We start from the raw sequence: 25,966 nt of genomic DNA on the forward strand, positions 1-25,966 counted from the left end.
ATTTCATGAGGCGACATGGCGAAGACGAATGACAGATTCTACTTGCCCAAAGACTTCTTCCGTCATCTCACTGAGTTCTTCAAAACCGAATGAGGTTAAGAACTGACGTGCTTTATAGTTACGTGCCTCCACGTATACTTCGAGTGGGACGGCTCCTTGTCGTTCGAGTTCACGGATCAGCCGTCGCCCGATGCCGTTTTGCTGATATTTCGGCAAGACGTACAGACGAATGATCTCCCACGTTCCCTCAACATCAACAGCATGAATGAAACCGACGATTTCCTCATCGATGATTCCGACATAAAAATACTCTCCCCGTGCTTCTTCCGCCGTCCGGATCGCACGAACGACTTCTTCTTGCGGATACGCCTCCTGCACGAAATGCGCTTTCGAACGTTCGGAATAGATTTCTGCATACGTATCCAACCAAGATGTGACGGCAATGTCATGAATACGTCCTGCATCAGCTGGAATAGCTTCGCGTATTTCCATAATCGGAACCCCCCTTTGTATTCATACGAATCGACTCATGTACTTTTACCCTCTTCTAGAAAAAACATTCGTTTCCTGCAAAGTTCCCCGTAAACAAAAAAGTCCGAAAACCCGCGTAGGGTTCTCGGACTTTTTGATTATGCGAAACGTTTTGCTTGTTCTTCAAGAACTGCTGCTTTATCTGTTTGCTCCCATGGAAGCTCAACATCTGTACGACCGAAGTGACCGTATGCAGCTGTTTGACGATAGATCGGACGACGGAGATCAAGCATGTTGATGATTCCAGCCGGACGAAGATCGAAGTTTTCAGCAACCAATTCGACGAGTTGCGCTTCAGGAAGTTTTCCTGTACCGAATGTGTCAACCGCGATTGATACTGGGTGCGCGACACCGATTGCGTACGCGAGTTGAACTTCTGCTTTATCTGCAAGACCTGCAGCAACGAGGTTCTTCGCGACGTAACGTGCTGCGTATGCAGCTGAACGGTCGACTTTTGTTGGATCTTTACCTGAGAATGCTCCACCGCCGTGGCGTGCGTATCCACCATACGTATCAACGATGATCTTACGACCCGTCAATCCAGCATCTCCTTGTGGTCCGCCGATGACGAAACGACCAGTTGGGTTGATGAAGAATTTCGTTGCTGCGTCGATGTATTCAGCCGGGATGACCGGTGTGATGACGTGTTCTTTCAAGTCAGCTTGGATTTGCTCAAGCGTGACTTCTTCTGCGTGTTGTGTCGAGATGACGATTGTATCGACACGAACCGGCTCGTTGTTCTCGTTGTATTCGACCGTGACTTGTGTTTTTCCGTCCGGACGAAGGTAGTCGAGTTGACCGTTTTTACGCACTTCTGCCAAACGGCGTGCGAGACGGTGTGAAAGCGAGATTGGAAGTGGCATGAGTTCTGGTGTTTCTTTCGTTGCGTAACCGAACATGAGACCTTGGTCTCCTGCACCGATAGCATCGATTTCTGCATCAGACATGCTACCTTCACGTGCTTCAAGCGCTTGGTCGACACCAAGAGCGATGTCTGCTGATTGCTCATCGATTGATGTCAATACAGCACACGTGTCTGCATCGAAACCGTATTTCGCGCGTGTGTAGCCAATTTCACGAATTGTCTCACGAACGACTTTTGGAATGTCGACGTAAGTTGATGTCGTGATCTCACCTGCAACGAGAACAAGACCTGTTGTGACAGAAGTTTCTGCCGCAACACGTGCGTTTGGATCCGCTGCGAGGATTGCATCAAGAATTGAATCCGAAATTTGGTCACAGATTTTATCTGGATGACCTTCAGTGACTGACTCCGACGTGAATAGTCGGCGATTAAGGTTTGTCATGTATGACCCTCCCAAAAAAGAATTTGACGGTGTACTCATTTCCCCTAGTTGAGTGGGACGGTAAAATGAAAAAAACCTTTCCAAGTCCAAAAAATGGTCAGGGAAAGGTTGTGCGTTCTTCCTTTACCCTCTTATCGTTCGAAGTGTTTACTTCGCTTCAGGAGAGCACCTTTTCCCTCATTAATATGTGAATTAATGTAGGACGGTTGCCGGGTTTCTTCGGGCCTTGTTCCCTCCACCTGCTCAGAATAAGAGTATCCGTTACGAATTACATGATATAAAGTTGTACCTACTCTGTCAAGCAAGGTTTCAAATTCTAGTCGAAACTTTTTGAAAGAGATGTTAAACTGTTAATGCTGAAAGCGTTTCCAGATAAATAGAAATCAGCACCAGAAAATGATTGCTCTCTCTTTAGTATGTCATATATAATAAATGTGTCATACTAAATTCAGTGAGCCAAAACCAACGTAGGGGAAAGGTGGGGTCAGGATGCCGATGACGGTCCTGAATATCGAAGAACTACTCAAGAAAGAGCATGTGTTCAAACAACTATCTGTTGCTGAACTTGTCGAACATGCGATTCGAAACGAAGAAGGTGTCCTTGCTGAGAACGGCGCATTATCTGTAGAAACGGGGAAATTTACAGGTCGTTCACCAAAAGATAAGTTCATCGTCCGTGATTCTTCCTGCGAGTCTCACATTGATTGGGGTCATGTCAACCAACCAATGGATGGAGACAAATTTGAACAATTGTTGCAAAAGGTTCTTCGTTACATGAACGAAGCCGATCAGCTCTACTACACAGAAGCTGCTGCTGGAGCAGATACGCACTTCACCCTTCCGGTCCGTGTGCTCACACAATACGCTTGGCATAACCTGTTTGCCAAACAACTTTTTTTACGCGAGTATCCTGAAGTGGCTGCCTTCGAACCGTTCACGGTCGTCTATGCGCCACATTTCAAAGCAGATCCTGCCGTTGACGGAACGAACTCCGAGACGTTCATCGCGATGTCGTTCGAACACCGGATCGTCTTGATCGGTGGAACGGAATACGCGGGAGAAATCAAAAAATCCATCTTTTCCGTCATGAACTATCTCTTGCCACAAGAAAATGTCCTTTCGATGCACTGCTCGGCAAACGTCGGACACGAAGGCGACGTCGCCTTGTTCTTCGGTCTATCCGGTACTGGTAAGACCACCCTGTCAGCAGACGATAGCCGTCAATTGATTGGGGACGACGAACATGGTTGGTCGCACGACGGTGTCTTCAACATCGAAGGTGGATGTTATGCAAAGACCGTTAACTTATCGCGTGAAAAAGAACCGCAAATCTTTGACGCGATCCGTTTTGGAACCGTCCTTGAAAACGTCGTGCTCGACGAAGCCCGTCATCCTGATTACGATGACACATCGTTGACGGAAAATACGCGTGCTGCTTATCCGATCACTGCAATCGATAATATCGCTGTTCCGTCACGTGCTGGTCACCCGAAGACAATCGTCTTCTTGACGGCTGATGCTTACGGTGTCTTGCCTCCGATCAGTAAATTGACGAAAGAACAAGCGATGTATCACTTCCTATCAGGATATACATCAAAACTCGCCGGAACAGAACGCGGTGTCACGGAACCGGAAGCAACATTCTCAACATGCTTCGGTTCACCGTTCCTTCCACTGATGCCTGAAAAATATGCGACGATGCTCGGCGAATTGATTGATCGTCATGGTGTCACTGTTTATCTCGTCAACACAGGCTGGACAGGTGGTGCTTACGGAACAGGTAGTCGCATGAAGCTATCGTATACACGGACGATGGTCAATGCTGCCGTCAACGGCACACTCGCAACGATTCCAACAGAAGAACATCCGATTTTCGGACTTCATATGCCACTTGAAGTTCCAGGTGTTCCAAGCGAGTTACTCAATCCGGTACGCGTCTGGTCGAATCCGGACGAATACGACACACAAGCGCGGTCACTTGCTGAGAAATTCCAACACAATTTCCTTCGCTTCGAAAGTGCGACGGATGCGATCAAGTCAGCTGGTCCACGCCTATAAAAAAGAGCCTTCGGGCTCTTTTTTTATGTTTAAAAATCGGTAAATCTCTTAAGAAATTAATTCATGATCAACAAAAAAAGAAGTGCACGTTTTTCTCGATCAAGAAAAACATGCACTTCACTTTTAGTCTAAAACAGAATCCGTTTTTTCTTGAATATGTGTTTCTTTTTGCTTGAGCCACACCTGACTTTCTGCTAGTAGCGCATAGGAACGAGTAAGCGAGACACCTAAACGTTGACTGAGTAGTTCGAACTGATCAAAATCACCGCGATCTGCACTGATTGCAAGCACTAAACAATCCCGAAACGGATGATCTTTTCCTTGTAGAACGACCTTTAGAGAATCTTCAATTGGCAGTTGGTCGATAATGTCGTCGATATCCACAGACAATAACGCATCAATGTGTGATAACAGACCGATCATATAAGCACTCTCCGGCTTTAACGTACGCGTCTCTTTCGCAAACAACTCGCAAAGTTTTGCACAATGTAAGGAAGACCGGAGTAACTCATTTGACCATTCGTAAGGACTAGCAAGCTTCATCTCGCGTAAGACAATTAACGAAATCCAGCTTTTGAGTTGCGAGAAGCCAAGTAGTGAAATGGCTTGACGAACAGAGCTGACTGTATTTCGTAATCCCATTCCTGGAGAATTAATCAGTTGCAGTACTTGAATGCTGATATACGGATTTGCTTCAATCTCATCAATGACTTCATCGTATTTTTCATCCGTATCGAGCCATTTTAGCATCTTCAGCAATACCGGCAATTGAGGAGGGACAGCTTTTCCCTTCATCAACATCGGCTTAGCGTAAAAATAGCCTTGGAACCAGTCATATCCCATCTCAAGACAACGTGTGTGATCCTCATGTGTCTCGACTCGTTCGGCAAGCATCTTAATATGGGGATAATTACGTCGGACGATATGCAGGATTGCGCTTTGCTCGCGAGGGGAAATCGCCTCGATGTCGATTTTAATTAAATCAATTAGCGCGAATAATTCTGTTCCATGTTGACGAAGTAAATCCGTTTCAAAATCATCGAGTGCTAGCGTAAAACCTGCTTCTTTCCAACTGTGCAATACAGATAACATCTCTGTATCGATATCGACTGTTTCTAAAATTTCGATGACGAACAAACTTGGATCTAAATAGTGAATCAGATCACTTTTCAAGAGATCCGCTGTAAAGTTGACGAAAAGGTTTTTACCTTCAGCGACATGCTCCACACCCATATGAACGAGTGTATTCGTTAATACATCCATTGTCGCTAGATCACCGTCGAATACATTCATTTGTTTGACGGAACGATACAGCAACTCAAATGCATCAACTGCTCCGATTCGGTCAACGATGGGTTGACGTGCAAGTAAGATATCCATCGTCCTCCATCCCCCTCTACATTACTCATATAGTTCTAATTATATCAAAATTTATTTTTCAGGAAGTTTATTGTTTTTTACAACGAATCAATATTCTTTTTTTCCCATTATGTATGTAAGTTCAATTCTTCAGATGACAAAAAAACCGATACGACATTCATCGTACCGGCTAAATCATCGATTATAGATACCAGTCTCAAACCAATTCAACACATTCCGCGTCACACGCAACTTGTCATGAATCGGAAATTGATGGGCATAGGCATAAGTCTGAAGCGTCGTCTGCTCAGGATGACGTGCAGCATAAGCGGTTGCGTGTCGTAAACGAACGTTCTCGTCGTATGCACCGTGAATCAATAATACTTCACCTTGAGGTTCGACATGGAGCGGCGAGCGAACCGCGTATTCATCAGGAACCGTGTCTGGTGTACCTCCCGTGTATCGCCGCAGCATCTTTTGCATCGTCTTCTGCTCTTCATACGTCCACGTCAACTCCGTCACCCCTGCCCAGGACACCGTTCGGGCGACTGGACGGTGATGCGCAAGGAGCAATGCCATCTGTCCACCACGTGAAAATCCAAATGCGTGAACATGCGAGACACGTTGCTGCAACCAGTCAAAGGCACTGCAGGCGTCTTCGATATCGTGATGACCGAAGTCTTCTTTTCCCGTACCGCCTAGATTCCCTCGATAGAAAGGTGCCATGACAAAAAAGCCTGCCTGTGCGAACGCGAGCAGTCGTGTCGGTCGGACCATTCCGATCGAACGCGTTCCACCACGCAAGTAGAGAATTCCCTGACCGTTCGCGACTTGCGGGAGTACGATATAGGCACCGACCCTTTCTCCGTCCGCCGTGGTATAAAACATCCGAAACGTCCGAAACGGACCTTGCCGCGGAAGTTCAAACCAATCGGCGTTCGCTAAGTACACGGAGCGTCTCCGGAAGGACACGGTCCTTCATCATAAAGCTGTATTGTCGATTCGTATCGAGACGATCAGGGAGTTCCTCGAATAGAAAAGCACCATCTGTTTCATCCACGGCAAGATGAGACGACAATGATCCGATTTGCGCGAAGTAGATGTTTTTGATGATCGTATCGCCTTTTCCGGCAACCCGATACTGCCCGACATATGAGAGGGAATCGATTTCCCCACCCGTCTCTTCCATTACTTCACGACGTGCAGCTTCTTCCGCCGTTTCCCCTGGTTCAACCTTTCCACCAGGAAATTCATAACCACGTTGCTTATGATGGGTCAGCAACCATTTTCCTTCGTACACGGCAATGACCCACACGTGCAAGGGACGATCCGAGAACGGATGGTCATCAAAACTTAATTCCACTTGATTTTGATAATAATCCAAGAATGTAATCACGTACGTGCACCTCATTTCTTCTTCTAACTTCACTTTACCTGTTTCACGGGTATTCTAAAAGTGAAAACGCTAGGATTACCTGTAAATCTGGAAAATGATAGCCTACTATCATCCGCTAAAGACAAAAAAACAGCCGATGTTCCACTAGGGAACGATCGACTGTCGTTTCATATTACTTCAAACGTGCTTCGAGTTCTGCTTTTTCTGCTTCGAATCCTGGTTTCCCAAGAAGAGCGAACATGTTTTTCTTGTACGCTTCGACGCCTGGCTGATCAAATGGGTTTACTCCGAGGAGGTAACCACTCATCGCACAAGCTTTTTCGAAGAAGTAGAACAGGAATCCGAGGTGATACGGTGTCATCTCTGGAAGTTCGACTGTCAAGTTCGGTACTTGTCCGTCCGTGTGCGCAAGCAACGTACCTTCTGCTGCTTTATCGTTGACGAATTGAATCGACTTCCCTGCAAGGAAGTTCAATCCATCGAGATCCTGAGCATCTTCTTCGATCGTCAACGCATGACGTGCTTGACCGACTTTGATGACTGTCTCGAACAAGTCACGACGACCTTCTTGGACGTATTGTCCCATCGAGTGAAGATCCGTCGAGAAGTCGACTGCTGCTGGGAAGATTCCTTTGAAGTCTTTTCCTTCTGACTCGCCGTATAATTGTTTCCACCACTCCGATACATAATGAAGTGCTGGTTCGTAGTTGACGAGAAGCTCGATCGTCTTCCCTTTCGCATAGAGCGCATTTCGTACGACCGCGTATTGATACGCTTCGTTGTCAGCTAGGTTTTCGCTCGCATAGCGCTCTTGCGCATCACGGGCACCTTGCATCAACTCTTCAATTGAAATACCAGCTGCTGCGATTGGTAATAGACCAACCGGTGTCAACACAGAGAAACGACCGCCGACATCGTCCGGAATGACGAATGTTTCATATCCTTCAGAGTCTGCGAGTGTTTTTAATGCACCACGCGCTTTATCCGTCGTTGCATAAATCCGGTGTTTTGCTTCTGCTTTACCGTATTTCTCTTCCATGAACGATTTCAAGAGACGGAACGAAATTGCTGGTTCTGTCGTCGTACCCGATTTCGAGATGATGTTGACCGATACATCTTTTCCTTCGAGGACTTCGAATAAATCGTGCAGATACGTCGATGAGATATTATGTCCTGCATAGATGATTTGTGGTGCTTTGCGCTCTTCTTTTGATAACAAGTTATGGAATGAGTGTCCGAGCATCTCGATCGCAGCACGCGCTCCGAGATATGAACCGCCGATTCCGACGACTAACAACACATCAGAATCCGACTTGATTTTTTCTGCAGACGCTTGAATACGTGCAAACTCCGCTTGATCGTAGTTCGTCGGAAGATCCACCCATCCTAAGAAATCACTTCCTGCGCCTGTTCCTGCATGAATCGCATGGTGAAGCGTCTTTACCGTTTCCGCCATATGATCTACTTCATGTTGACCTACGAATTGTAGGGCTTTCGAATAATCAAAACGTACTGTTGACATGCCATCGTCCTCCTTATTCATTCGCAACGAAATGCGACCTTCCTTTTCATTAAAACGCAAGAAGGAAGGTCGTTCAAGTCTTTTGTGAAATGAGTAGCAAATGTTACAGATTGTTATAGGGCAGCTGTCACGATTTGACGAACGTCTTCGTTTCCAAGTGATTTGAAGTTTCCGAAGTCGCCGCGTGTCATTGCTGACTTGACGATTGCGTCAACTGTATCTTCTTTGATGTCGTAATCAGCAAGACGATTCGGTGCACCGAGTGATGTCCAGAAAGCACTGATTGCGTCGATTGTCGCATGTGCTGCTTCCATCTCTGATTTACCTTCCGTATCGACGTTAAAGACGTTCTCACCGAGTGTGACGAAACGATGTGCGTTTGATTCGTCGAGTACGTGGCGCATCCAGTTCGGGAAGAGGATCGCGAGTCCACCTGCGTGCGGGATATCGTGAACAGCTGAGACAGCATGCTCGATGTTGTGTGATGCCCAGTCGCCGCGTGCGCCCATTTGAAGGACACCGTTGAGTGCCATCGTACCAGCGAAGAGAATCGTGCCACGAAGTTCAACGTTCTCGAGATCGTTGACGAGTTTTGGTGCTGCTTCGACGACTGCTTTCATGACACCTTCTGTCATCCGTTCTTGGACCGGTGCATGCGCAGGGTGGAAGTATTGCTCGAGGCAGTGGCTCATCATATCGACGATACCGTAGATTGTTTGATCTTTTGGCACACTGACCGTGTACTTCGGATCAAGGATTGAGAATGTTGGGAACGTAAGCGGGCTACCCCAACCGTACTTCTCTTGTGTCTTCCAGTTCGTGATGACGGATCCTGAGTTCATCTCAGAACCTGTTGCTGCAAGCGTCAAGACTGTTCCGAATGGGATGACTGTTTCTGGTGTTGCTTTGCCGATGACGAGATCCCATGCTTCGCCTTCATAAGGAATACCAGCAGCAATCAATTTCGTGCAGTCGATGACAGAACCGCCACCGAGTGCAAGCAATGCGTCAACGCCTGCTTCACGTGCGATTTTGATACCGCGCTCTGCTGTCTCGATACGCGGGTTCGGTTCGACACCGTCGCATTCGACGTACTCGATTCCTGCCGCGTTGAGTTCACGTGTGACATCATCATAGACGCCATTACGTTTAATACTGCCGCCACCGAAGACGAGCATGACTTTCTTTGCACCGAGTGCTTCGAGTTGTGGTTTCAGTTGGCTGACTTGACCGTCACCAAAAATAAGTCTTGTTGGATTGCGATATTCAAAGTTTTCCATCTGTGTTGCCTCCTCAATAAGTAATGAACACCTTACATTATCCACACATTCCCCTTTCGCATCTAATTTAATGCTTATTCTATGTAAAAATCGCATAAAAAAAGAGAACCGACCGATGTCGATTCTCTCATGTGGCTTATTTTTGGAAGTTTGATTTTTCAATCCATTCTTCCAATTTACCTTTAAGAACGTTGAATCCAGGTGCTTCTTCTTGTTTGAAAGCAGGACCTGCATCGCGACGTCCAGCGTTTTTGCGTGGACCTTTCGCGCGTGCTTCACGTTTTGGAGCTTCCTGAGTTGCTTTGATCGAAAGCTTCATTTTTTTGTTAGCTTCGTCGATGTCGAGAACTTTAACAGTTACTTCATCGCCAACTTTTACGTAATCGTTGATGTCTTTTACGTAATCGTGTGAGATTTCTGAGATGTGGACGAGACCTTGTGTTTGCTCGTCAAGTGCTACGAAAGCACCGAAGTTTTGAATACCAGTTACTTTACCAGTAACGACTTGGTCTTTTTCAAAGTTTGCCATAATGTATACACTCCCTAACTAAATTCATCAACTTATAATAACACACTTTTCTTGTATCGTAAAAAATATTTTTGGAATTTGTTTATTTTTTATTTCACAAGGGAACATTTTAATAGCAAGACTTCAAGTATTCCCCCTGATTCTGCCGAACTTTCCGAGTTCGGCCCTTTTTTTTGTTCTTTTGCTCAATTGACCTAAGTGACAAAGAAAAGTAATGCTTGAAACGAGAAAGACGAAAAACAGATAAGACTATCAAAAAAACGGACAGTCTCGGTCTGCTCGCTTTCCGCGGACAAGCCCTCATGCCGCTTCAGATGCGTCGCATCTTCCATGGTCATGATGACTTGTTTTTCCGCAGGAGTCGAGCAGAACCTCACCTGTCCTAGCGTAAAGGAAATATAGAGTAGAAGCAATCATCAATTGATTACTTACAGATCGTCGAATCCATTCGCATCCGTTACTTTCGCATACGAACGTGATTTTTGTTCGAAGAAGTCTGATTTCGTCGCGTTCATCGAATCATCTGAATACGCACGAATCCATGGCATGACGTCTTCGTCGTGCCCTTCATAGAGATCCGACAAACCGATGACGCGAAGGCGTTTGTTCGCGAGATATTTAACGTAATCACGCATTTCACTGACGTCAAGTCCGTCTAGATCACGTAAGACGTATTCGCTCCACTCGATTTCAAGATCAACGGCACGCTTGAACGTGTCATAGACGAATTGTGTGAATGAGCCATCGGCATCAATTTCCGGATGCTCCGACAAGACAGCACGTAACAATTGGCTGATGAAGTACGAATGTTGCAATTCATCACGTTGAATATAACTGATCATCGTCGATGTTCCGACCATCTTTTGGTGACGCGCTAAGTTATAGAAGAAGGCAAAGCCTGAATAGAAGTTGATTCCTTCAAGAACGATCGAAGCAACGAGCGATTTCGCGAAGTTCTCTGGAGTCCGGTCATTTTGGAAATCTTCGTATAAATCAAGAATGAATGCATTACGCTTCATGACCATGTCATCGTCTTTCGCAATATCAAAAATCCGGTTTTGTTCAGCCAATGGAACTAAGCTGGATAAGACGTAGCTGTACGATTGATTATGCACGACTTCCTGTTGCGCGATGATCGCGAGAATCGCATGAACGGACGAATCCGACGTAAACATTGCCGATTCCAAGATATAACGTGTCTGAACCGAGTCAAGGATCGAGAGTAGTCCGATGATTCGTTTAAATGCATCCTGTTCCCGTTCGCTTAATTGATTCCACTGTTGCATGTCCTTCGACATCGAGATCTCATCTGGGATCCAGAAGTTCGATAACAGTTGTTTGTAAATCGAATAAAACTGTGGATACGCAATGTCGTTCCAGTTGACGATGGCACTCGTTTCGCCACCGATGATCGCTGTCGCGCGATTCGGATGACGTGCATCAAGCAGTTTGATTTTTTGTAGCTGTTCCATGTGCTTCGACTCCTTCTTGCTGTAATTGAAGAATGGTCCGTTTCGTCCATTCCTTGACGAGATGTGGGCGATTGCGTGGTGACTGTTCGATTTTCAACAGTTCTCCAGCAAGCGGTACCCCGAATTTCGAGAGATGATACGCCATCTCATCCACGGCGCGACAATATTTGACGAACATCTTGTCTCCTGTTCCAAAAACAGCTGCCTGCGGAATCGCATGCGAACTCTCCTTCAGAACAGTTCTAAGACAATCGCGCATATCGTCGGGTAGTTGCCCATCTCCCCACGTATACGAACCAAAATAGACGATATCATAAGGCATTAACTGATACGTCGTCACTTCGTCCGCAAACAACATCGTCGGCTCGATTCCCATCTCAGAACACGTCTTCGCGACGAGTTCTGCCACCTCCTCCGTGTTTCCACTCAATGACGCATATACGATTGCTGCCTTCATGATATCGTCCTCCTTATCTTATGATGAACACGATTCACATTCGTCGATCTCAACCGTCGTCGAACGCGTATAGTAGATCGTCTTCATCCCGAGTTGCCATGCTTCCATGTGCATCTCGAGTAATTCTTTCGCCTTGACGTTATTTTTCACGTACAGATTGAAACTGATCGCTTGGTCGATGTGACGCTGACGCGAAGCATTTTGACGAATGCTCCATAGCTGGTCAATCTCAAACGCTGATTTATAGAACCAGTTCGTTTCCGGTGTCAAATCTGGAACAGTGACTGGGATCTTATAGTTTTTCTTCTCTTCCGAGTAAACTTTTTTGTAGATTGGATCAATCGATGCCGTACTACCCGCAATGATCGCCGTCGATGAGTTCGGTGCGACTGCCATCAAGTATGCGTTACGCATTCCGTACGCCGTGATGTCGGCTTGGAGACGATCCCAATCGAGTTCATCCGTCGTTTTGTAGTGGCGACGTTTGATGTACTCTCCTGTTTGCCATTCCGAACCTTCGAAGAGACGGTACGCGCCCTTCTCTTTCGCAAGTTGCATCGACGCATCGATCGTCAAATAAGCGATCTTCTCGTAGAGACGGTCTGCGTATTGTACCGCTTCGACCGATTCCCAACGGATGCCTTCGAGTGCGAGTAGATGGTGCCAACCGAACGTTCCAAGACCAACGGCACGGTATTTTTGATTCGTCAATTGTGCTTGCGGGACATCGATCGTATTCAAGTCGATGACGTTATCAAGCATCCGCATTTGAATCGGAATCAATCGCTCGAGGACATCAGAACGAACTGCACGTGCAAGTGCGATCGATGACAAGTTACAGACGACGAAGTCCCCTGGTGTCTTCGTGACGATGATCTTACCGTCTTCCGTGTATTCTTCCGTCACGGTCGTCGGACTCATGTTCTGCATGATTTCTGAGCACAGGTTTGACGAGTAGATCATGCCTGCATGTTTATTCGGATTCGCACGGTTAACGGCGTCACGGAAGAACATGTATGGCGTCCCTGTCTCAAGTTGCGAACGCATGTAGCGTTTGACGAGATCAATTGCCGGAACTGTTTTTTTGCTAAGGCGTGGTTCGTTGACACATGCTTCGTATCGTTCCGTGAAGCTGCCACCTTGTTCCGTCTCATCGAAGTAATCCTCGAGGCTAAAGCCCATGACTGTCCGAATTTCGTGTGGGTCAAATAAATGCCAGTCTTCTCGTGCTTCGACGGCGCGCATGAAACGGTCCGGTAAGTTGACGCCTGTGAACAAGTCATGTGTCCGAAGTCGCTCATCCCCGTTGTTGAGCTTCGCGTCCAGGAATTCGAGGATATCTTTATGCCAGATGTCGAGATACACTGCGATCGATCCTTGGCGCATACCGAGCTGGTCGACGCTGACTGCCGTGTTGTTCAATTGTTTCATCCACGGGATGACACCACTTGAGACGCCTTTGAAGCCTTTGATGTCTGATCCGCGTGAGCGAATCTTACCCATGTAGACGCCGATTCCGCCGCCACCTTTAGAGAGTGTCGCCACGTCCGTGTTCGAGTCGTAGATGCCACGTAGCGAATCATCGACTGTATCGATGAAACATGAAGAAAGTTGACCGTAAGACTTACCAGCGTTCGAAAGCGTCGGAGTCGCAACTGTCATGTAGAGATTCGACAATGCCCAGTAAGACTCTTTGACGAGTTCTAAACGACGTTCTTTCGGTTCGTTCTGCATCAGTGTCATCGCGATGACCATGAATCGTTCTTGTGGTAGCTCGTACAAGTTTTTGACGTGATCACGTGCGAGGTACCGGTCTGCCAGTGTTCGAAGACCAATGTATGTGAACAAGTGATCGCGGGATGGATCGATCGTTGCCGACAGTTCGTTGATGTCTTCTTTCGAATACGCATCTAGTAAATGTTTCGTGAAGATGCCGATTTCTGTCAGTTTTTCAATCAGCGTATACAGCGAACCATACCGTTCTTCTGCTGCATATCCGCGATTTTCACCTGCTTCAAGGTATAACCGATTTAAGTAAGTCGCTGTCGCTACGAATGTCCAGTTCGGCTCTTCTGCCTTTAACATATCGAGTGCGTGCATCGTTAACAGTTCATAGACTTGATCGGCTTGTAGGGATTTTCCTTCAAGCGCTCGGATGGCACGTTCAGTATAGCGGTCGATATCAAGTTCCGGATACGTTTCCGTCGCCTGTCGAATCACGACATATACGTCTTCTATTGTCATTGCACCCTTAAAGATGCGTGCTGTATTCAGTGGAGATGCCACTATGAACCACTCCCATTCTCTATCGTTAAACAGGTTCGCATTACACAATGAAATACGCTAAACTAAAAAAAGACGTCCTACATATAGAAAGAACTCTACAAGTATCACTCTATATATAGACGTTTTAGCCGTTTTTAAACCTGTTAATGTACAAGATATAGGTTATCACTGAAATTCAAAAAAATAACCCCTTGCTTTGAAATTCAGGTCAAACAATTTAAAAAAGGCATCATGACGCCTTTTGAGATATATTGAGATAGCGAGTAAAATGCATTATAAGGTCAAGTGAACCGTTAAAATAAAGATGGTCCATTTCTCCTACTAGAAGAAAAATATTCTCTTCGAATTTTCTGATATACTGAACGTATCGATCTTCCGTCTATCAGGAAGAAGGATTCCATCCATCTATCACGAAAAGACGGCATATACGTATGTACGTTGAAAGGAGCTTACCTCATGCAAGTCGATTACACACCAAATCCGAATTCCGTCAAAATCACGCTCGAAGAACAGCGCTTCGGTGCTAAAAGTACGAGTGTCAAAAAAGAAGATACACCTGAAGATGCGTTGCTCGCATCATTGATCGCCCTCGATGGCATCGACAATCTGTTCGCTTACGGCGACTTCGTGACGGTTACGAAAGAACCAGAAGCAGAATGGAACGAACTGCTACCACGCATTGAAGCAAACATGTAAAAAACAAGAAGACACCTGTTCCTGGACAGGTGTCTTTGTTCAAGGAGCGATCACTGATGCCAACCGTATCCATCATCATTCCGACGTACAATCGTCCTCGTGAATTAGCAGAAGCGCTAGAAGCGTTGACGCGTCAACACTATCAAGACTTCGAAGTCATCGTCTTAAACAATAATGGAGACGATGTCTCAGCAGTGACGACTGCGTATCAGGACCGTCTTCTACTGACCTATGTCGAGTTACCTGAAAACCACCATGTTCGTGCTCGAAATCATGGTGTCACGCTCGCTTCCGGTCGGTATATCTTACTTCATGACGATGACGACCTCTTATTACCGAGTCACCTCGAAGAAGCGGTCGGCGATCTCGAAGCTGGTGCCGACCTCACCTATACGGATGCGGAACTCTTTACGTACCGTTGGGAAGAGGATCACCGGATTGCAATCGATTCTGAGCCATTCGCGTATCCGTACGATCCGGAGACGATTCGAGAAGACTCGACGTATATTCCGTCCGGGTCACTCTACCGTAAATCGCTCCACGATCAACTCGGTCCATTTGATGAGGACGTCTTCAACTACTGGGACTGGGATTGGATCTTACGCGTCGGCAAGGATCATTTAATACTGCATCCGGCGCGCGCGACCGTCTTATATGCTTTCAATCCGTCGGGTAATCATGAATCCGCGCGTCAGGATGCAGCGCGACGCGTCTTTTTTGAACGCCTCGTTGAAAAACACCAACTTCCGACAAATGAAATGAAGAACTTCCATATCGTCCAGGCTGAGCGACGCGCACGATTGCGCCAGACCCGCCGTACCTTTAATGGTCAATTGACAGAAAGTGAGTGATCCCATGTACACCGAAAAACAACTCGAATTATTAGCATTATTAACACAAAATGGTCCGATGGACGTGGACTTGCTTGCGCAAATGCTCGACTGGGAAGCGTCAGAAGTAGCAGCTTCCATCGAGACATTCAAACGCGACGGTGTCCTACTCGGTTACACCGCTGTCATCGACTGGCAAAAGATTCATGCCCATCATGGCGTGACAGCTTTCATCGATGTCAAAGTCACACCAAAACGCGGACGCGGTTTTGACGAGGTAGCGGAGCGCATCCATCGTTTCCCGGAAGTGACATCCCTTTATCTGATGTCGGGCGCATATGACTTACAAGTCGTACTTGATGGCAAATCGCTACAAGAAGTCTCTCAATTCGTCTCGGAAAAATTATCGACGCTCGACTCCGTCATCTCGACGACGACCCATTTCCGCTTGAAGACCTACAAGCACGATGGTGTTCTCTTCAGTCAGGATGATGACGACAAACGATTGAAGGTGTCTCCATGAAGTCTCTATCTGAACGTGTCGAACAGTTAGCCCCATCCGGCATCCGTCGTTTCTTTGATTTAGCAGGATCGATGGAAGACGTCATCTCCCTTGGTGTCGGCGAACCTGATTTCGTCACGCCATGGAATGTTCGCGAAGCGAGCTTCGCAGCACTCGAGCAAGGCTATACAGCGTATAGTGCCAACGCCGGTTTACTAGAGTTACGTCAGGAAATCGCGCTTTACATGCAAGAAAAATTCGCCATCTCCTATTCGACGACGGAGGAGATCATCGTCACGACTGGAGCCTCAGAAGGACTCGACCTTGCGTTTCGTAGTTTGATCAATCCCGGTGATGAAGTCATCGTCGTCGAACCGGCATTCGTCTCGTATGCCCCTTTGATTGAACTCGCTGGTGGCATTCCTGTCGCCGCTGCGTGTCATGCAGAAGACGGTTTTGCGATTCAACCGGAAACGATCGAACAATTGCTGACAGATAAGACGAAAGCGATTATTTTCTGTTTCCCATCGAATCCGACAGGCTCGACGATGTCGCGCGATCAATTAGCGGACCTAGCGTTACTCGTCCAAAAGCATGATCTATATGTCATCAGTGACGAAATCTATGCGGAACTGTCCTACGAAACGGAAGCGATCTGCTTCGCGACCCTTCCCGGTATGCGAGAGCGGACGATCATCATCAACGGTTTCTCGAAAGCCTTCGCGATGACAGGATGGCGGCTCGGTTTCACTTGTGCGCCACCTGCAATCACACAATCGATGCTGAAGGTCCATCAATACGGGATGATGTGTGCCCCGACACTCGTTCAATTCGCGGGCATTGAAGCACTGCGTTCTCGTCATAAAACGGTCCCTGACATGGTGACGAGTTATCGTCAACGCCGGAACTACTTCGTTAAGGCGTTAAACGATGCGGGTCTCCCAACACACTTACCAGGTGGCGCCTTCTATGCCTTTCCGTACATCGGTCATACCGGACTAACGAGCGAGCAGTTCGCCGAGCAATTGTTACTCGCTGAGCGCGTCGCCGTCGTTCCAGGATCTGTCTTCGGAGCAAGCGGTGAAGGTTATGTCCGGGCAAGTTATGCAAGTTCGATTGAACAACTCCAAGAAGCGATCGCTCGCATTCAGCGCTTCATGAAAAAATGGCAGACTCAAGATGAGGCAGCATCATCTCGTTCACATTAAAAATAAAAGGTTGACTCAAAAGTCAATCTCCACAAGATAAGGGTGGCAGAATGATAATCTGCCACCCTTATCTCGTAACAAAAAGAATAACCCGTCACACGCCACTCCTACAGGAAAAAGCGCATTTGCGCTGTCAGAGACAATCAAGACCCGCTTTCCTGCTTGAATGAAGCAGGAAAACTGGCTTGTGTCTCGCCTGAGGAAAGGGCGTGAAAAGACGTGTCATTCTTTTTTGAGTCAGTCCCTTATTTATTTAATCGATATAGAGAACAAGGAACATCCGATGATCGTCTTCTGCGTGATACGGCGAGATCGGACCGAGTTGTGGCGCAAAGACTTCTAAGCGATACGGTGAATCCTTGAAGTCAAGCGGTGTCCGCTCTTTGATCAAGCGTCCCATTTCGTCCGCTAGTTCTTTCACTTCAACCAAACTACGCGAGCGTTCCATCGGTGCTTCGAAGACGAATGCTTCGATTCCCTCAATCGACGCACATCGGAGGAAACGCCGGAGTGACGGCAATGCCGCTTCCATGTTATCCTCTATCGTTTGGTTCTCCTTGTACACAGGGGCTCCCCAGAGGCGTGCCTCGCTTCCTGTCGCACTTCGGAAATGATCAACCGTCTCTTCCGTGATGGGATCACGCGTCAACGCGAAGCGTGTTTTATCCCGCTTCAGATTCTTTTCATTCGTCCGGTCGATTTCTGTCAGTAAATCAAGTTGAAGTGGTCGTGCTAACCGAAACAGTTCGCGTTGCAGACGTGCTAAGGAATGACCAATCGGAACAATCATATCTTTCGCTTTCGGTGGTTTGTCCCCTTCATAACCGTTCATGACACGTGCGATTTGTCCGGCCTCATGCACGAGTCGATAAAACGAACCGTCCTGATCATCATTTACTGTACCGAGCGTCTCATGCTGTGCTGCAAGATCCGTCACGTATTGGTTCGCAAGACAGGTCGAGATCATCAAGACGTCGACAAGTTCAAAACGAAGGGCTTCTAAATCATTTTGTTCCAGTGCTTCTCCGACTTCACCGACTTCTTCCGTCAGGCGCGCGAGACCAGATAGCGGTCGAAAATAACCACCGAGTGAGCGAATCGTCGCATCAACCTTTTGTTGCAGTGTCTTCATCTGTTCCATCTGTCTGACCCTCCACGATTGCTTGGCGTACGTGCATTTCTGTCTCCTGTTTAACGTGTTGCGTAAATGCCTGATTTTTCTTCCATTCCCGGATTCCGACAGATGTCGCAGCAATCAACGCAGCAATTAGTCCAATTTCTCTTTTACGCATCGAGATCTCCTCCTTTTGAATGACTCGTAACCTATCTAAACATGATATGATGATATCAATTAATTCTACATAATCCAGTAAGAGGTGTTGCTTGTGTCGACTGAACGTCTTTGGCAAATGGCCCGGTTCCTGACGGTGATCTTCGCCTTCTTAGTTGGTGGATGGTTACTCATCCGCCTCTCGTCCATTTTGTATCCGTTTGTCTTTGCGTTTCTGCTTGCCCTTTTGAGCCGACCGCTCGTCGATTTCTTCCAAAAGCGGTTACGGATCACTCGTGGATGGGGTGCGTTGTTGTCCATCATTTTGATCAGTGGCTTATTAGTTGGTTCGCTCGCCTTGATCATCATGCAGTTGATTCGCGGTCTTGTATTTGTCGCCAACCAATTACCGGCGCAAATCCAAGAGTTGAGCCTGTATTTTCAAAAGCTGTACAATGAAAAACTGGCACCCATCTGGAACGATGCTTCCGAAGCCTTACGCTCACTGGAGCCATCGCAACAAAATACGGTTCAAAACAGTATTCAATCTCTAGGTAGTTCACTTGCGAGTGCGATTGGCGAAGGATCAAAAAGTATCGCAATGATGCTACAGACGGTCCTTGCGACATTGCCATCGATTGCATTGATTTTCGTCATTGTCTTACTTGCTTGGTTTTTCATCGCAAAAGATTGGCACCAGTACGAGATGCGATTGAAACGTTATGAGATGCTTCCTTGGTTCGCTCGTTTCGAGTCGGTCTTCCTGAGCTTGCGATCTGCCTTATTCGGCTATCTCAAAGCGCAGCTCACGTTGATTACGATCACGTTCTTCATCGTTTTGATTGGTTTGTTCATCATTGGTGTCGAGCATCCGTTCGCAGTTGCTTTTATCGCTGCCTTTTTTGATATCTTGCCGTATCTTGGCACCGGTTCCGTCTTCCTGCCTTGGATTGCCTATTCGATCATCACGGGCGATACAACACTTGCGATTGGACTCGGGATTCTATACGCTCTCGTCATTCTGCAGCGTAACATCATGGAACCGAAAATCGTCGGCGATAATATCGGGATTCAACCCATCACGGCGTTGATCGCGCTGTTCGTCGGGATCAAATTCTTTGGTGTCTTCGGACTGATTCTCGGACCATTGATCGCTGTCATCTTAAAAGCACTCTACAACGCCCAGATTTTTCATTATATTTGGGACTTCGTCAAAGGATCACCCACACCATTTCGGTGAGGGTGATTTTTTTGGTACAGCTGCATATAACGGATATCCTTCCGGTTCCACCGGTCGACTCGCCGGCAAATAATCACACGGAAAACGGGCGCCCGTCGCAAGCAGACAAGCGTCGAGCCAATCATCGACCGCAACATGCGACTGACGCTGTTCCCATAACGGTGGACAATCAAAACGCTCTAGCAATTCAATCCGTTCCGCAATGCCTTCGATCGTTTTCTTTGAAAAGCGTGCCGGATGACCGGCGAGTCGCGCGAAACAGACTTCCGGATGGGCTTCAATCATCTCCGTTCGATATACACTGCGAACTTCTCTGATTTTCGGTAATAGATACCACGCTTGTTTTGAAAGTCCGATCCCCGCATGTTGTTTCGCTAAATCGTTTGCTTCCATATAGCTAGAAGCTGTCAGTGCACTGAGAAACGGGGCATTGAAGACACTGCTCGTTCGCCCAGGGCGTAATTCCTGTCGCAACAGTTGATCCGTTTCCCGTCGTCCTTCCATCAAGCCGATCGGCATATCGATCCAGATCCGGTCAGCTAGCGGAATCTGAGTAAGCGTCGGTTCGACGAATCCCGTATAACGACCATTTTCGTACATAACGACGACCCACCCCGCCTTTGCCGCATCAATCCCGATGACGTGCATTCGTCTTCTCCCGGAAAGAACGCAGTAGTGATAAGACGGTGAAGATACCGATGAACGTCGCGAGACCGAGCGATAGACGGTCGCGCGCATCCATATACCAGACGACGGCAAGAATCGTCAACAAGACGCCGAGTAGATTCCAACGTCTCATTTTTCTTGCTCGACGAACCGGTACAGACTACGGACCATGACGCCCGTTGCTCCTTTTGGACCAATCTCAGACGCTTGATTCTGTTCCGATGTTCCCGCGATATCGAGGTGTAGCCAAGGTGTGTCACCAACGAATTCGCCGACGAACGCACCACCGAAGATCATGTGTCCCATGCGTCCCGGTGAGTTGTTCAAGTCTGCAACGTCCGAACGGCGGACTTGTTTGATGAAGGCATCGACATACGGCATTTGCCAGACCATCTCATTCGTCTCTTTCGTCACCTGTTCAAAGCGTTCGTAAAGTGACGCATCGTTTGTCAACGCACCTGTGATTTCTGTTCCAAGCGCGACAAGGACACCACCTGTCAACGTTGCGAGATCGATGATCGCTTTAGGTTGATATTCTTTGACGTACGTGACTGCGTCAGCAAGGACAAGCCGTCCTTCCGCATCCGTGTTCAGGACTTCAATCGTTTTTCCTGCCATCGACGTGATGACGTCATCCGGCTTGAAGGCATCCCCGGAAATCATGTTGTCGGTTGCTGGAATGACACCGATGACGTGAACATCTGGCTTCAGTTGACCGAGTGCTTCGAACAGTCCAAGAACGGCTGCTGCGCCCCCCATATCGCCTTTCATTCCGACGATCCCGTCTTTCGGTTTGATGGAATAACCACCTGTATCGAACGTGACGCCCTTCCCGACGACCGCGATTGGTGCTTCTGCTGATCCTTTATATTCAAGGACGATCAATTTCGGTGGAATGACGGATCCTTGGTTGACGGCAAGCAAGGCGCCCATCCCGAGTGCTTCCATCTCTTCCTTATCGATGATTCGGAGATCATGTCCATGACGTTCGGCGATGAAACGTGCTTCGTCCGCAAGCGCTGGCGCCGTCAAAAGATTCCCTGGCATCGTTACGAGACGACGCGCTAAGTTCGTCGCTTCAGCTAAGACCGTTCCGCGGCGTACTGCTTCTTCCTCTACAGGTAAGACCGTCAGTTGTAACGTATATGCTTTCGAAGGCGACGTCTTATAATGTTTGACCTCATATGTAGCGAGGGTGAATGTCTCGGCAATCAGCTCGACTGGTTGCCCTGGGAATGTTGTTGCGTCAACTGTGACATGTTCTAAGCGACGTGCTTTGACATGTTGTGCCGCTTTCCCGAGCAAGCGACGTAAATCGTCTTGCGAGAGCTGATCAACTTTTCCGAGTCCAACGAACAGTACACGTGCGACGTCGCCCGCTAATGTTGGCAATAGACGTAGTTCTCCTCGTTTCGTTGAGATATCGCCTTGACGAACCCACTCTTCTAGTTTGTCACCATACAGTGCTTGTAACCGTTCATCGAGCGGTTGATTTCCAGAAATCCCGACAACAAGTACATCTACGGATTGATTCGTTTGCATATAAAACTCCCCCTTTGACTAGTATCTATTAGTATGAAGTGTTTTCAGTCATTTTCCAACTGATAGCCTCTCGACTTACCGCAAACGCTTTCACTACTTCTGTTCGACAATTTGTCGAAATGCTTGGTTTCAAACAATTGTTGCCCGTTTCACAATATGATAGGATTATACAGGTGAAATGTTGAGACACTTCAAGAAACGATGCGTTTGCTGTTCCGGGAAATGTCTACGTTTTCATTCAAGGGAGAGTGCGCAGAAGGCTCGTTAAGAGAGAGGCGTTTATGGGTATCTATAGATAGCTAAGAAACGAAGTCGTCGCGTTAAAAAAACTTACTGAAAAGAGGGTAATGCACATGGCACAACATATCAAGGGAATTGGCGCTTCTGCAGGGATCGCGATTGCAAAAGCATTCGTGATGGAAACACCGGTCTTTGAGATTCCATCGCACAAAATCGAGGATGCAGCTGCGGAAAAAGAACGTTTCCAAGCAGCGATCGCAAAATCGAAGACAGAACTCGAAGTCATTCGTGAAAATACCTTACAAGAATTAGGTCCAGATAAAGCGGAGATCTTCTCGGCTCACCTTCTCATCTTAGAAGATCCGGAAATCGTCAGTCAGGTGAACGCAAAAATCGAGGACGAGCAAGCAAATGCTGCAAAAGCACTCGATGAAGTCGCAAACATGATGGTCATGATTTTCGAATCGATGGATAACGAATACATGCGCGAACGTGCAGCAGACGTTCGTGACGTCACGAAACGGACGATGGCTCACCTTCTCGGTATTACGTTCGTCACTCCAGCTCAAATCAACGAAGAAGTCATCATCATCGCGGAAGACTTGACTCCTTCGGATACAGCTCAATTGAACCGTAAATATGCTAAAGGTTTCGCAACGAACATTGGTGGCCGGACATCGCACTCTGCCATCATGTCACGTTCACTCGAAATCCCAGCAGTCGTCGGAACAAAAGTCGTCTTGACGGACGTTAAACACGGCGATCTTCTCATCCTTGATGGTGCAGAAGGTGACGTCATCGTCAACCCAAGCGAAGAGCAAGTGGCTGAGTATGAAGCAAAACGCGCAGCATACATCGCACAAAAAGAAGAGTGGAAAAAACTCAAGAACGAAAAAACAATGACGGCTGACGGTCATCACGTCGAGCTCGCTGCAAACATCGGTACACCAAACGATGTAAAAGGCGTTCTTGAGAACGGTGCAGAAGCAGTCGGTCTCTACCGTACGGAATTCCTCTACATGGATGCAGAGACATTCCCAACGGAAGACGAGCAGTTCACAGCTTACAAAACAGTTCTCGAATCAATGGGCGATAAAAAAGTCGTTATCCGGACACTCGATATCGGTGGCGATAAAGAATTGTCGTACCTTGATCTCCCACACGAGATGAACCCGTTCCTCGGTTACCGTGCGATCCGTCTCTGCCTTGACCAAACAGACTTGTTCCGTACACAATTACGCGCACTTCTTCGTGCGAGCGCATACGGTAAACTCGCTGTCATGTTCCCGATGATCGCAACGATCGAAGAGTTCCGTGCTGCAAAAGCACTTCTCCTTGAAGAGAAAGCAAACCTTCAAGCTGAAGGTGTCACGGTATCAGAAGACATCGAAGTCGGTATGATGGTCGAGATTCCAGCAACAGCGGTCATGGCTCGTCAGTTCGCAAAAGAAGTCGATTTCTTCTCTGTCGGAACGAACGATTTGATTCAATACACGATGGCAGCAGACCGGATGAACGAAAAAGTATCATACCTGTACCAACCGTTCAACCCAGCGATCTTGAACCTCTTGAACAACGTCATCACTGAAGCACACAAAGCAGGCAAATGGGTCGGCATGTGTGGTGAGATGGCAGGAGAAGAATTGGCTCTTCCAATCCTTCTTGGTCTTGGTCTTGATGAGTTCTCGATGTCAGCATCATCTGTCCTTCGCGCACGTAGCTTGATGACACGCCTCAACAAGTCGGAATGTGAAGCAATCGTTGAACAAGTGCTCGATATGGATACGGCAGAAGAAGTCGTTGACTTCCTCAGCACGACATTCGACATCAAAAAATAAGTTCTGTCAGACGAATCTGGAGAAATCCAGGTTCGTCTTTTTTTGTCTAATTCAACAAAAAAACAACGCCCCTTTCTAATAAGAAAGAAGACGTTGTTAAAACGGTGGTTATTGCGCTTGTTTCTTCTTTTCTGGAGTAGCTTGTTCCGATAAAATCGGACGCTCGTTCCCCATTAAGAAGATAAAGATGACACCGAGTACTGCTGGAATCAACGCCCAGAAATAGACGGTTGAAATCGATTCTGCAAGCGACGTCTTGATCGCTGTTGCGACTTCTGGTGGCATCTTCGCAAACGCATCAGCTGTTGGGAACTGTCCACCGGACGGCGCTCCACCTTGCGGCAACCGATCCGCTACAGCCGACGCGAACGTCCGCGATTGGATGATTCCGAGGACTGTGACACCAAGCGTCATCCCGATTGTACGGAATGTCGAGCCCATCGAGGTCGCTGCGCCCCGACGTTGCATCTCAATCCCATTGATACTCGCTAGATTCAATAGAGAGAAACTGAATCCAACACCAAAGCCAAGAATGATCATATAGATCGTTACCGCTGTCCGCGATGTCTCAAGCGTCATCGTACTAAGGAGATAGACACCGAGTAGGAAGAAGACCGCTGAGACGATCATGATGTTCCGGAAACCAAACTTATTCGGCAACTGTCCACCGAGCTGCGCCGAAATGACTGAGGCAATCAACATCGGCATCAGGATTAGACCAGAATTCGTCGCACTGCCACCAAAGACACCTTGCACGAAGATTGGAATGAACACACTCGCGGAGATGAAGACGAATCCATAAAAGAAGGCCACGCCTTGTGTTGCCGCAAATAAGCGACGGCGGAATAGACTGAACGTAATGACAGGATCTGCAGCACGACGTTCTGCAAACGCAAAAGCAACGAACGCGACGAGTGCTGTTCCGAACAGACCAAGAATTTGTGGCGAAGACCATGCATACTCTTTGCCACCCATTTCGAGCGCGAGTAAGAATAATACCAATCCGGCGACAAGCGTAAAGGCACCGACGTAGTCGATTTTCTGTGTCCGGTGCACCGGTGATTCCTGATAGAAGACCGTCACGAGACCAAGGGCAATCAAACCAAGTGGAATATTAATGTAGAACACCCAGCGCCAGTCAAGGGAATCCGTCAATACAGCACCAAGCAACGGTCCGAAGATGCTTGAAATCCCGAAGACCGCACCGAACAATCCACTGACTTTCCCTCGTTTTTCCGGTGGGAAGATATCGAAGATGATCGTAAAGGCAATCGGCATCAACGCCCCACCACCAAGCCCTTGTAAGGCACGATAGGCAGACAATTCAATGATCGAGTCTGCCATTCCACACAAGATACTCCCTAACATAAAGAGGAGCATCCCAAAGAGGAAGAAGCGTTTTCTTCCGTACATGTCACTCAGTTTACCGAAGATCGGCATCCCAGCAACGGTTGCGATCATGTAAGCCGACGTGACCCATGCATACTGATCAAACCCGTTCAGTTCACTGACGATCGTCGGCATTGCCGTCGCAACGATTGTGTTATCCATTGCTGCGACTAAAATCCCAATTAATAATCCGATGACGACAGGTGTCGTATTCGTTTTTGTTGTAGTCGAAGACATCGACGCACCTCATTTCTCAAAAAATTAGCTAACTCTTATAATAGCTAACTCATTGTATCATCATATGTGCAAAATCTCATTATAAAATGTGCTCTACGATCGTTTCACACA

24 protein-coding genes and 1 riboswitch are annotated in these 25,966 nt (G+C 47.4%); of the genes, 7 read left to right on the forward strand and 17 right to left on the reverse strand.

The window, feature by feature from the left end:
- Positions 1-3: 3 nt before the first annotated feature.
- Together AC3B4V_RS07185 and metK are read right to left on the reverse strand one after the other, a co-directional pair.
- Complete coding sequence (locus tag AC3B4V_RS07185) at positions 4-492, reverse strand: GNAT family N-acetyltransferase (protein WP_023469107.1); 489 nt, start codon at positions 490-492, stop codon at positions 4-6.
- 137 nt (positions 493-629) lie between these two features.
- Entirely contained in the window at positions 630-1,838 is a 1,209-nt protein-coding gene (gene metK, locus AC3B4V_RS07190) for a methionine adenosyltransferase (protein ID WP_023469108.1), read from the reverse strand.
- Between the two features lie 128 nt (positions 1,839-1,966).
- A riboswitch (SAM riboswitch) is annotated at positions 1,967-2,093 on the reverse strand.
- 234 nt (positions 2,094-2,327) lie between these two features.
- On the opposite strand from metK, the gene pckA reads away from it, so the two are divergent.
- A complete protein-coding gene (pckA, locus tag AC3B4V_RS07195) occupies positions 2,328-3,896 on the forward strand; it encodes a phosphoenolpyruvate carboxykinase (ATP) (RefSeq protein ID WP_195864591.1) in 1,569 nt (522 codons plus the stop codon).
- 123 nt (positions 3,897-4,019) lie between these two features.
- Here the strand turns inward: pckA and AC3B4V_RS07200 are convergent, their stop codons facing one another.
- The 9 genes from AC3B4V_RS07200 to AC3B4V_RS07240 all read right to left on the reverse strand — a co-directional run bounded on the left by AC3B4V_RS07200 (position 4,020) and on the right by AC3B4V_RS07240 (position 14,197).
- Positions 4,020-5,276: an EAL and HDOD domain-containing protein gene (locus tag AC3B4V_RS07200; protein WP_488378047.1), complete on the reverse strand. Its 1,257-nt coding sequence runs from the start codon at positions 5,274-5,276 to the stop codon at positions 4,020-4,022.
- Between the two features lie 174 nt (positions 5,277-5,450).
- Positions 5,451-6,206, reverse strand: coding sequence for an alpha/beta hydrolase family protein (locus AC3B4V_RS07205; RefSeq protein ID WP_214858184.1), 756 nt, complete (start codon positions 6,204-6,206; stop codon positions 5,451-5,453).
- Entirely contained in the window at positions 6,178-6,651 is a 474-nt protein-coding gene (ytkD, locus tag AC3B4V_RS07210; protein WP_149427744.1) for an RNA deprotection pyrophosphohydrolase, read from the reverse strand. The genes AC3B4V_RS07205 and ytkD overlap by 29 nt, the downstream gene beginning before the upstream one ends.
- Before the next feature lie 172 nt (positions 6,652-6,823).
- Positions 6,824-8,173, reverse strand: coding sequence for a glucose-6-phosphate isomerase (locus AC3B4V_RS07215; RefSeq protein ID WP_350464365.1), 1,350 nt, complete (start codon positions 8,171-8,173; stop codon positions 6,824-6,826).
- A 113-nt stretch (positions 8,174-8,286) separates the two neighbouring features.
- Positions 8,287-9,453 carry an iron-containing alcohol dehydrogenase gene (locus tag AC3B4V_RS07220; RefSeq protein ID WP_023469114.1) on the reverse strand — a complete coding sequence of 389 codons (1,167 nt, stop codon included), beginning with the start codon at positions 9,451-9,453 and terminating at the stop codon, positions 8,287-8,289.
- A gap of 136 nt (positions 9,454-9,589) precedes the next feature.
- Positions 9,590-9,982, reverse strand: a complete 393-nt coding sequence (gene yugI / locus AC3B4V_RS07225; RefSeq protein WP_012371159.1) for a S1 domain-containing post-transcriptional regulator GSP13 — start codon at positions 9,980-9,982, stop codon at positions 9,590-9,592.
- A 428-nt stretch (positions 9,983-10,410) separates the two neighbouring features.
- A complete protein-coding gene (locus AC3B4V_RS07230; RefSeq protein ID WP_035406099.1) occupies positions 10,411-11,454 on the reverse strand; it encodes a ribonucleotide-diphosphate reductase subunit beta in 1,044 nt (347 codons plus the stop codon).
- Positions 11,423-11,911 (reverse strand): flavodoxin domain-containing protein, encoded by a 489-nt coding sequence (locus AC3B4V_RS07235; RefSeq protein WP_023469116.1) that lies wholly within the window; start codon positions 11,909-11,911, stop codon positions 11,423-11,425. Before AC3B4V_RS07235 ends, AC3B4V_RS07230 begins: the two co-directional genes overlap by 32 nt.
- Positions 11,912-11,929: 18 nt before the next feature.
- Complete coding sequence (locus tag AC3B4V_RS07240; RefSeq protein ID WP_023469117.1) at positions 11,930-14,197, reverse strand: ribonucleoside-diphosphate reductase subunit alpha; 2,268 nt, start codon at positions 14,195-14,197, stop codon at positions 11,930-11,932.
- Between the two features lie 456 nt (positions 14,198-14,653).
- On the opposite strand from AC3B4V_RS07240, the gene AC3B4V_RS07245 reads away from it, so the two are divergent.
- The 4 genes from AC3B4V_RS07245 to AC3B4V_RS07260 are packed head-to-tail and all read left to right on the forward strand — an operon-like array spanning position 14,654 to position 17,433.
- Positions 14,654-14,893, forward strand: a complete 240-nt coding sequence (locus tag AC3B4V_RS07245; protein ID WP_023469118.1) for a NifU N-terminal domain-containing protein — start codon at positions 14,654-14,656, stop codon at positions 14,891-14,893.
- A 56-nt stretch (positions 14,894-14,949) separates the two neighbouring features.
- The gene (locus AC3B4V_RS07250) at positions 14,950-15,744 is read left to right on the forward strand and encodes a glycosyltransferase family 2 protein (protein WP_488378048.1); all 795 of its coding nucleotides are present in this window, start codon (positions 14,950-14,952) and stop codon (positions 15,742-15,744) included.
- A gap of 4 nt (positions 15,745-15,748) precedes the next feature.
- Positions 15,749-16,246, forward strand: coding sequence for an Lrp/AsnC family transcriptional regulator (locus AC3B4V_RS07255; protein WP_050678638.1), 498 nt, complete (start codon positions 15,749-15,751; stop codon positions 16,244-16,246).
- Positions 16,243-17,433, forward strand: a complete 1,191-nt coding sequence (locus tag AC3B4V_RS07260) for an aminotransferase (RefSeq protein WP_214858190.1) — start codon at positions 16,243-16,245, stop codon at positions 17,431-17,433. The genes AC3B4V_RS07255 and AC3B4V_RS07260 overlap by 4 nt, the downstream gene beginning before the upstream one ends.
- Before the next feature lie 253 nt (positions 17,434-17,686).
- On the opposite strand, the gene AC3B4V_RS07265 is transcribed toward AC3B4V_RS07260, so the two are convergent.
- A complete protein-coding gene (locus tag AC3B4V_RS07265; protein WP_488378049.1) occupies positions 17,687-18,574 on the reverse strand; it encodes a MazG nucleotide pyrophosphohydrolase domain-containing protein in 888 nt (295 codons plus the stop codon).
- The gene (locus tag AC3B4V_RS07270) at positions 18,540-18,725 is read right to left on the reverse strand and encodes a hypothetical protein (RefSeq protein ID WP_350469181.1); all 186 of its coding nucleotides are present in this window, start codon (positions 18,723-18,725) and stop codon (positions 18,540-18,542) included. The genes AC3B4V_RS07265 and AC3B4V_RS07270 overlap by 35 nt, the downstream gene beginning before the upstream one ends.
- Positions 18,726-18,818: 93 nt before the next feature.
- Between AC3B4V_RS07270 and ytvI the strand changes: the two genes are divergently transcribed.
- Positions 18,819-19,943 carry a sporulation integral membrane protein YtvI gene (gene ytvI, locus AC3B4V_RS07275; protein WP_050678641.1) on the forward strand — a complete coding sequence of 375 codons (1,125 nt, stop codon included), beginning with the start codon at positions 18,819-18,821 and terminating at the stop codon, positions 19,941-19,943.
- On the opposite strand, the gene AC3B4V_RS07280 is transcribed toward ytvI, so the two are convergent.
- The 3 genes from AC3B4V_RS07280 to AC3B4V_RS07290 are packed head-to-tail and all read right to left on the reverse strand — an operon-like array spanning position 19,923 to position 22,151.
- On the reverse strand, positions 19,923-20,591 hold the full coding sequence (locus AC3B4V_RS07280) for a DUF429 domain-containing protein (protein WP_488378050.1): 669 nt from the start codon (positions 20,589-20,591) through the stop codon (positions 19,923-19,925). The two genes, ytvI and AC3B4V_RS07280, sit on opposite strands and share 21 nt — an antisense overlap.
- Positions 20,572-20,742: a hypothetical protein gene (locus AC3B4V_RS07285; RefSeq protein WP_156323189.1), complete on the reverse strand. Its 171-nt coding sequence runs from the start codon at positions 20,740-20,742 to the stop codon at positions 20,572-20,574. Before AC3B4V_RS07285 ends, AC3B4V_RS07280 begins: the two co-directional genes overlap by 20 nt.
- Positions 20,739-22,151 (reverse strand): leucyl aminopeptidase, encoded by a 1,413-nt coding sequence (locus AC3B4V_RS07290; protein WP_326187529.1) that lies wholly within the window; start codon positions 22,149-22,151, stop codon positions 20,739-20,741. The genes AC3B4V_RS07285 and AC3B4V_RS07290 overlap by 4 nt, the downstream gene beginning before the upstream one ends.
- Positions 22,152-22,504: 353 nt before the next feature.
- Here AC3B4V_RS07290 and ptsP point away from each other — a divergent pair, with 353 nt between their 5' ends.
- The gene (ptsP, locus tag AC3B4V_RS07295) at positions 22,505-24,229 is read left to right on the forward strand and encodes a phosphoenolpyruvate--protein phosphotransferase (RefSeq protein ID WP_047393452.1); all 1,725 of its coding nucleotides are present in this window, start codon (positions 22,505-22,507) and stop codon (positions 24,227-24,229) included.
- Positions 24,230-24,337: 108 nt separating this feature from the next.
- On the opposite strand, the gene AC3B4V_RS07300 is transcribed toward ptsP, so the two are convergent.
- Positions 24,338-25,855, reverse strand: a complete 1,518-nt coding sequence (locus AC3B4V_RS07300) for an MDR family MFS transporter (protein WP_488378051.1) — start codon at positions 25,853-25,855, stop codon at positions 24,338-24,340.
- Positions 25,856-25,966 lie beyond the last annotated feature (111 nt).

This window comes from Exiguobacterium sp. E17S (genome assembly GCF_057772545.1).

Bases quoted from the DNA above. Each gene is read 5' to 3' on its own strand.
- metK (WP_023469108.1), bottom strand. From the start codon at position 1,838: ATGACAAACCTTAATCGCCGACTATTCACGTCGGAGTCAGTCACTGAA.
- AC3B4V_RS07250 (WP_488378048.1), top strand. From the start codon at position 14,950: ATGCCAACCGTATCCATCATCATTCCGACGTACAATCGTCCTCGTGAA.
- AC3B4V_RS07200 (WP_488378047.1), bottom strand. From the start codon at position 5,276: ATGGATATCTTACTTGCACGTCAACCCATCGTTGACCGAATCGGAGCA.
- AC3B4V_RS07230 (WP_035406099.1), bottom strand. From the start codon at position 11,454: ATGGAACAGCTACAAAAAATCAAACTGCTTGATGCACGTCATCCGAAT.
- AC3B4V_RS07280 (WP_488378050.1), bottom strand. From the start codon at position 20,591: ATGCACGTCATCGGGATTGATGCGGCAAAGGCGGGGTGGGTCGTCGTT.
- AC3B4V_RS07245 (WP_023469118.1), top strand. From the start codon at position 14,654: ATGCAAGTCGATTACACACCAAATCCGAATTCCGTCAAAATCACGCTC.
- AC3B4V_RS07185 (WP_023469107.1), bottom strand. From the start codon at position 492: ATGGAAATACGCGAAGCTATTCCAGCTGATGCAGGACGTATTCATGAC.
- AC3B4V_RS07265 (WP_488378049.1), bottom strand. From the start codon at position 18,574: ATGGAACAGATGAAGACACTGCAACAAAAGGTTGATGCGACGATTCGC.
- AC3B4V_RS07290 (WP_326187529.1), bottom strand. From the start codon at position 22,151: ATGCAAACGAATCAATCCGTAGATGTACTTGTTGTCGGGATTTCTGGA.
- ptsP (WP_047393452.1), top strand. From the start codon at position 22,505: ATGGCACAACATATCAAGGGAATTGGCGCTTCTGCAGGGATCGCGATT.
- AC3B4V_RS07220 (WP_023469114.1), bottom strand. From the start codon at position 9,453: ATGGAAAACTTTGAATATCGCAATCCAACAAGACTTATTTTTGGTGAC.
- AC3B4V_RS07300 (WP_488378051.1), bottom strand. From the start codon at position 25,855: ATGTCTTCGACTACAACAAAAACGAATACGACACCTGTCGTCATCGGA.
- AC3B4V_RS07215 (WP_350464365.1), bottom strand. From the start codon at position 8,173: ATGTCAACAGTACGTTTTGATTATTCGAAAGCCCTACAATTCGTAGGT.
- AC3B4V_RS07270 (WP_350469181.1), bottom strand. From the start codon at position 18,725: ATGCGTAAAAGAGAAATTGGACTAATTGCTGCGTTGATTGCTGCGACA.
- pckA (WP_195864591.1), top strand. From the start codon at position 2,328: ATGCCGATGACGGTCCTGAATATCGAAGAACTACTCAAGAAAGAGCAT.
- AC3B4V_RS07260 (WP_214858190.1), top strand. From the start codon at position 16,243: ATGAAGTCTCTATCTGAACGTGTCGAACAGTTAGCCCCATCCGGCATC.
- AC3B4V_RS07235 (WP_023469116.1), bottom strand. From the start codon at position 11,911: ATGAAGGCAGCAATCGTATATGCGTCATTGAGTGGAAACACGGAGGAG.
- yugI (WP_012371159.1), bottom strand. From the start codon at position 9,982: ATGGCAAACTTTGAAAAAGACCAAGTCGTTACTGGTAAAGTAACTGGT.
- AC3B4V_RS07255 (WP_050678638.1), top strand. From the start codon at position 15,749: ATGTACACCGAAAAACAACTCGAATTATTAGCATTATTAACACAAAAT.
- AC3B4V_RS07285 (WP_156323189.1), bottom strand. From the start codon at position 20,742: ATGAGACGTTGGAATCTACTCGGCGTCTTGTTGACGATTCTTGCCGTC.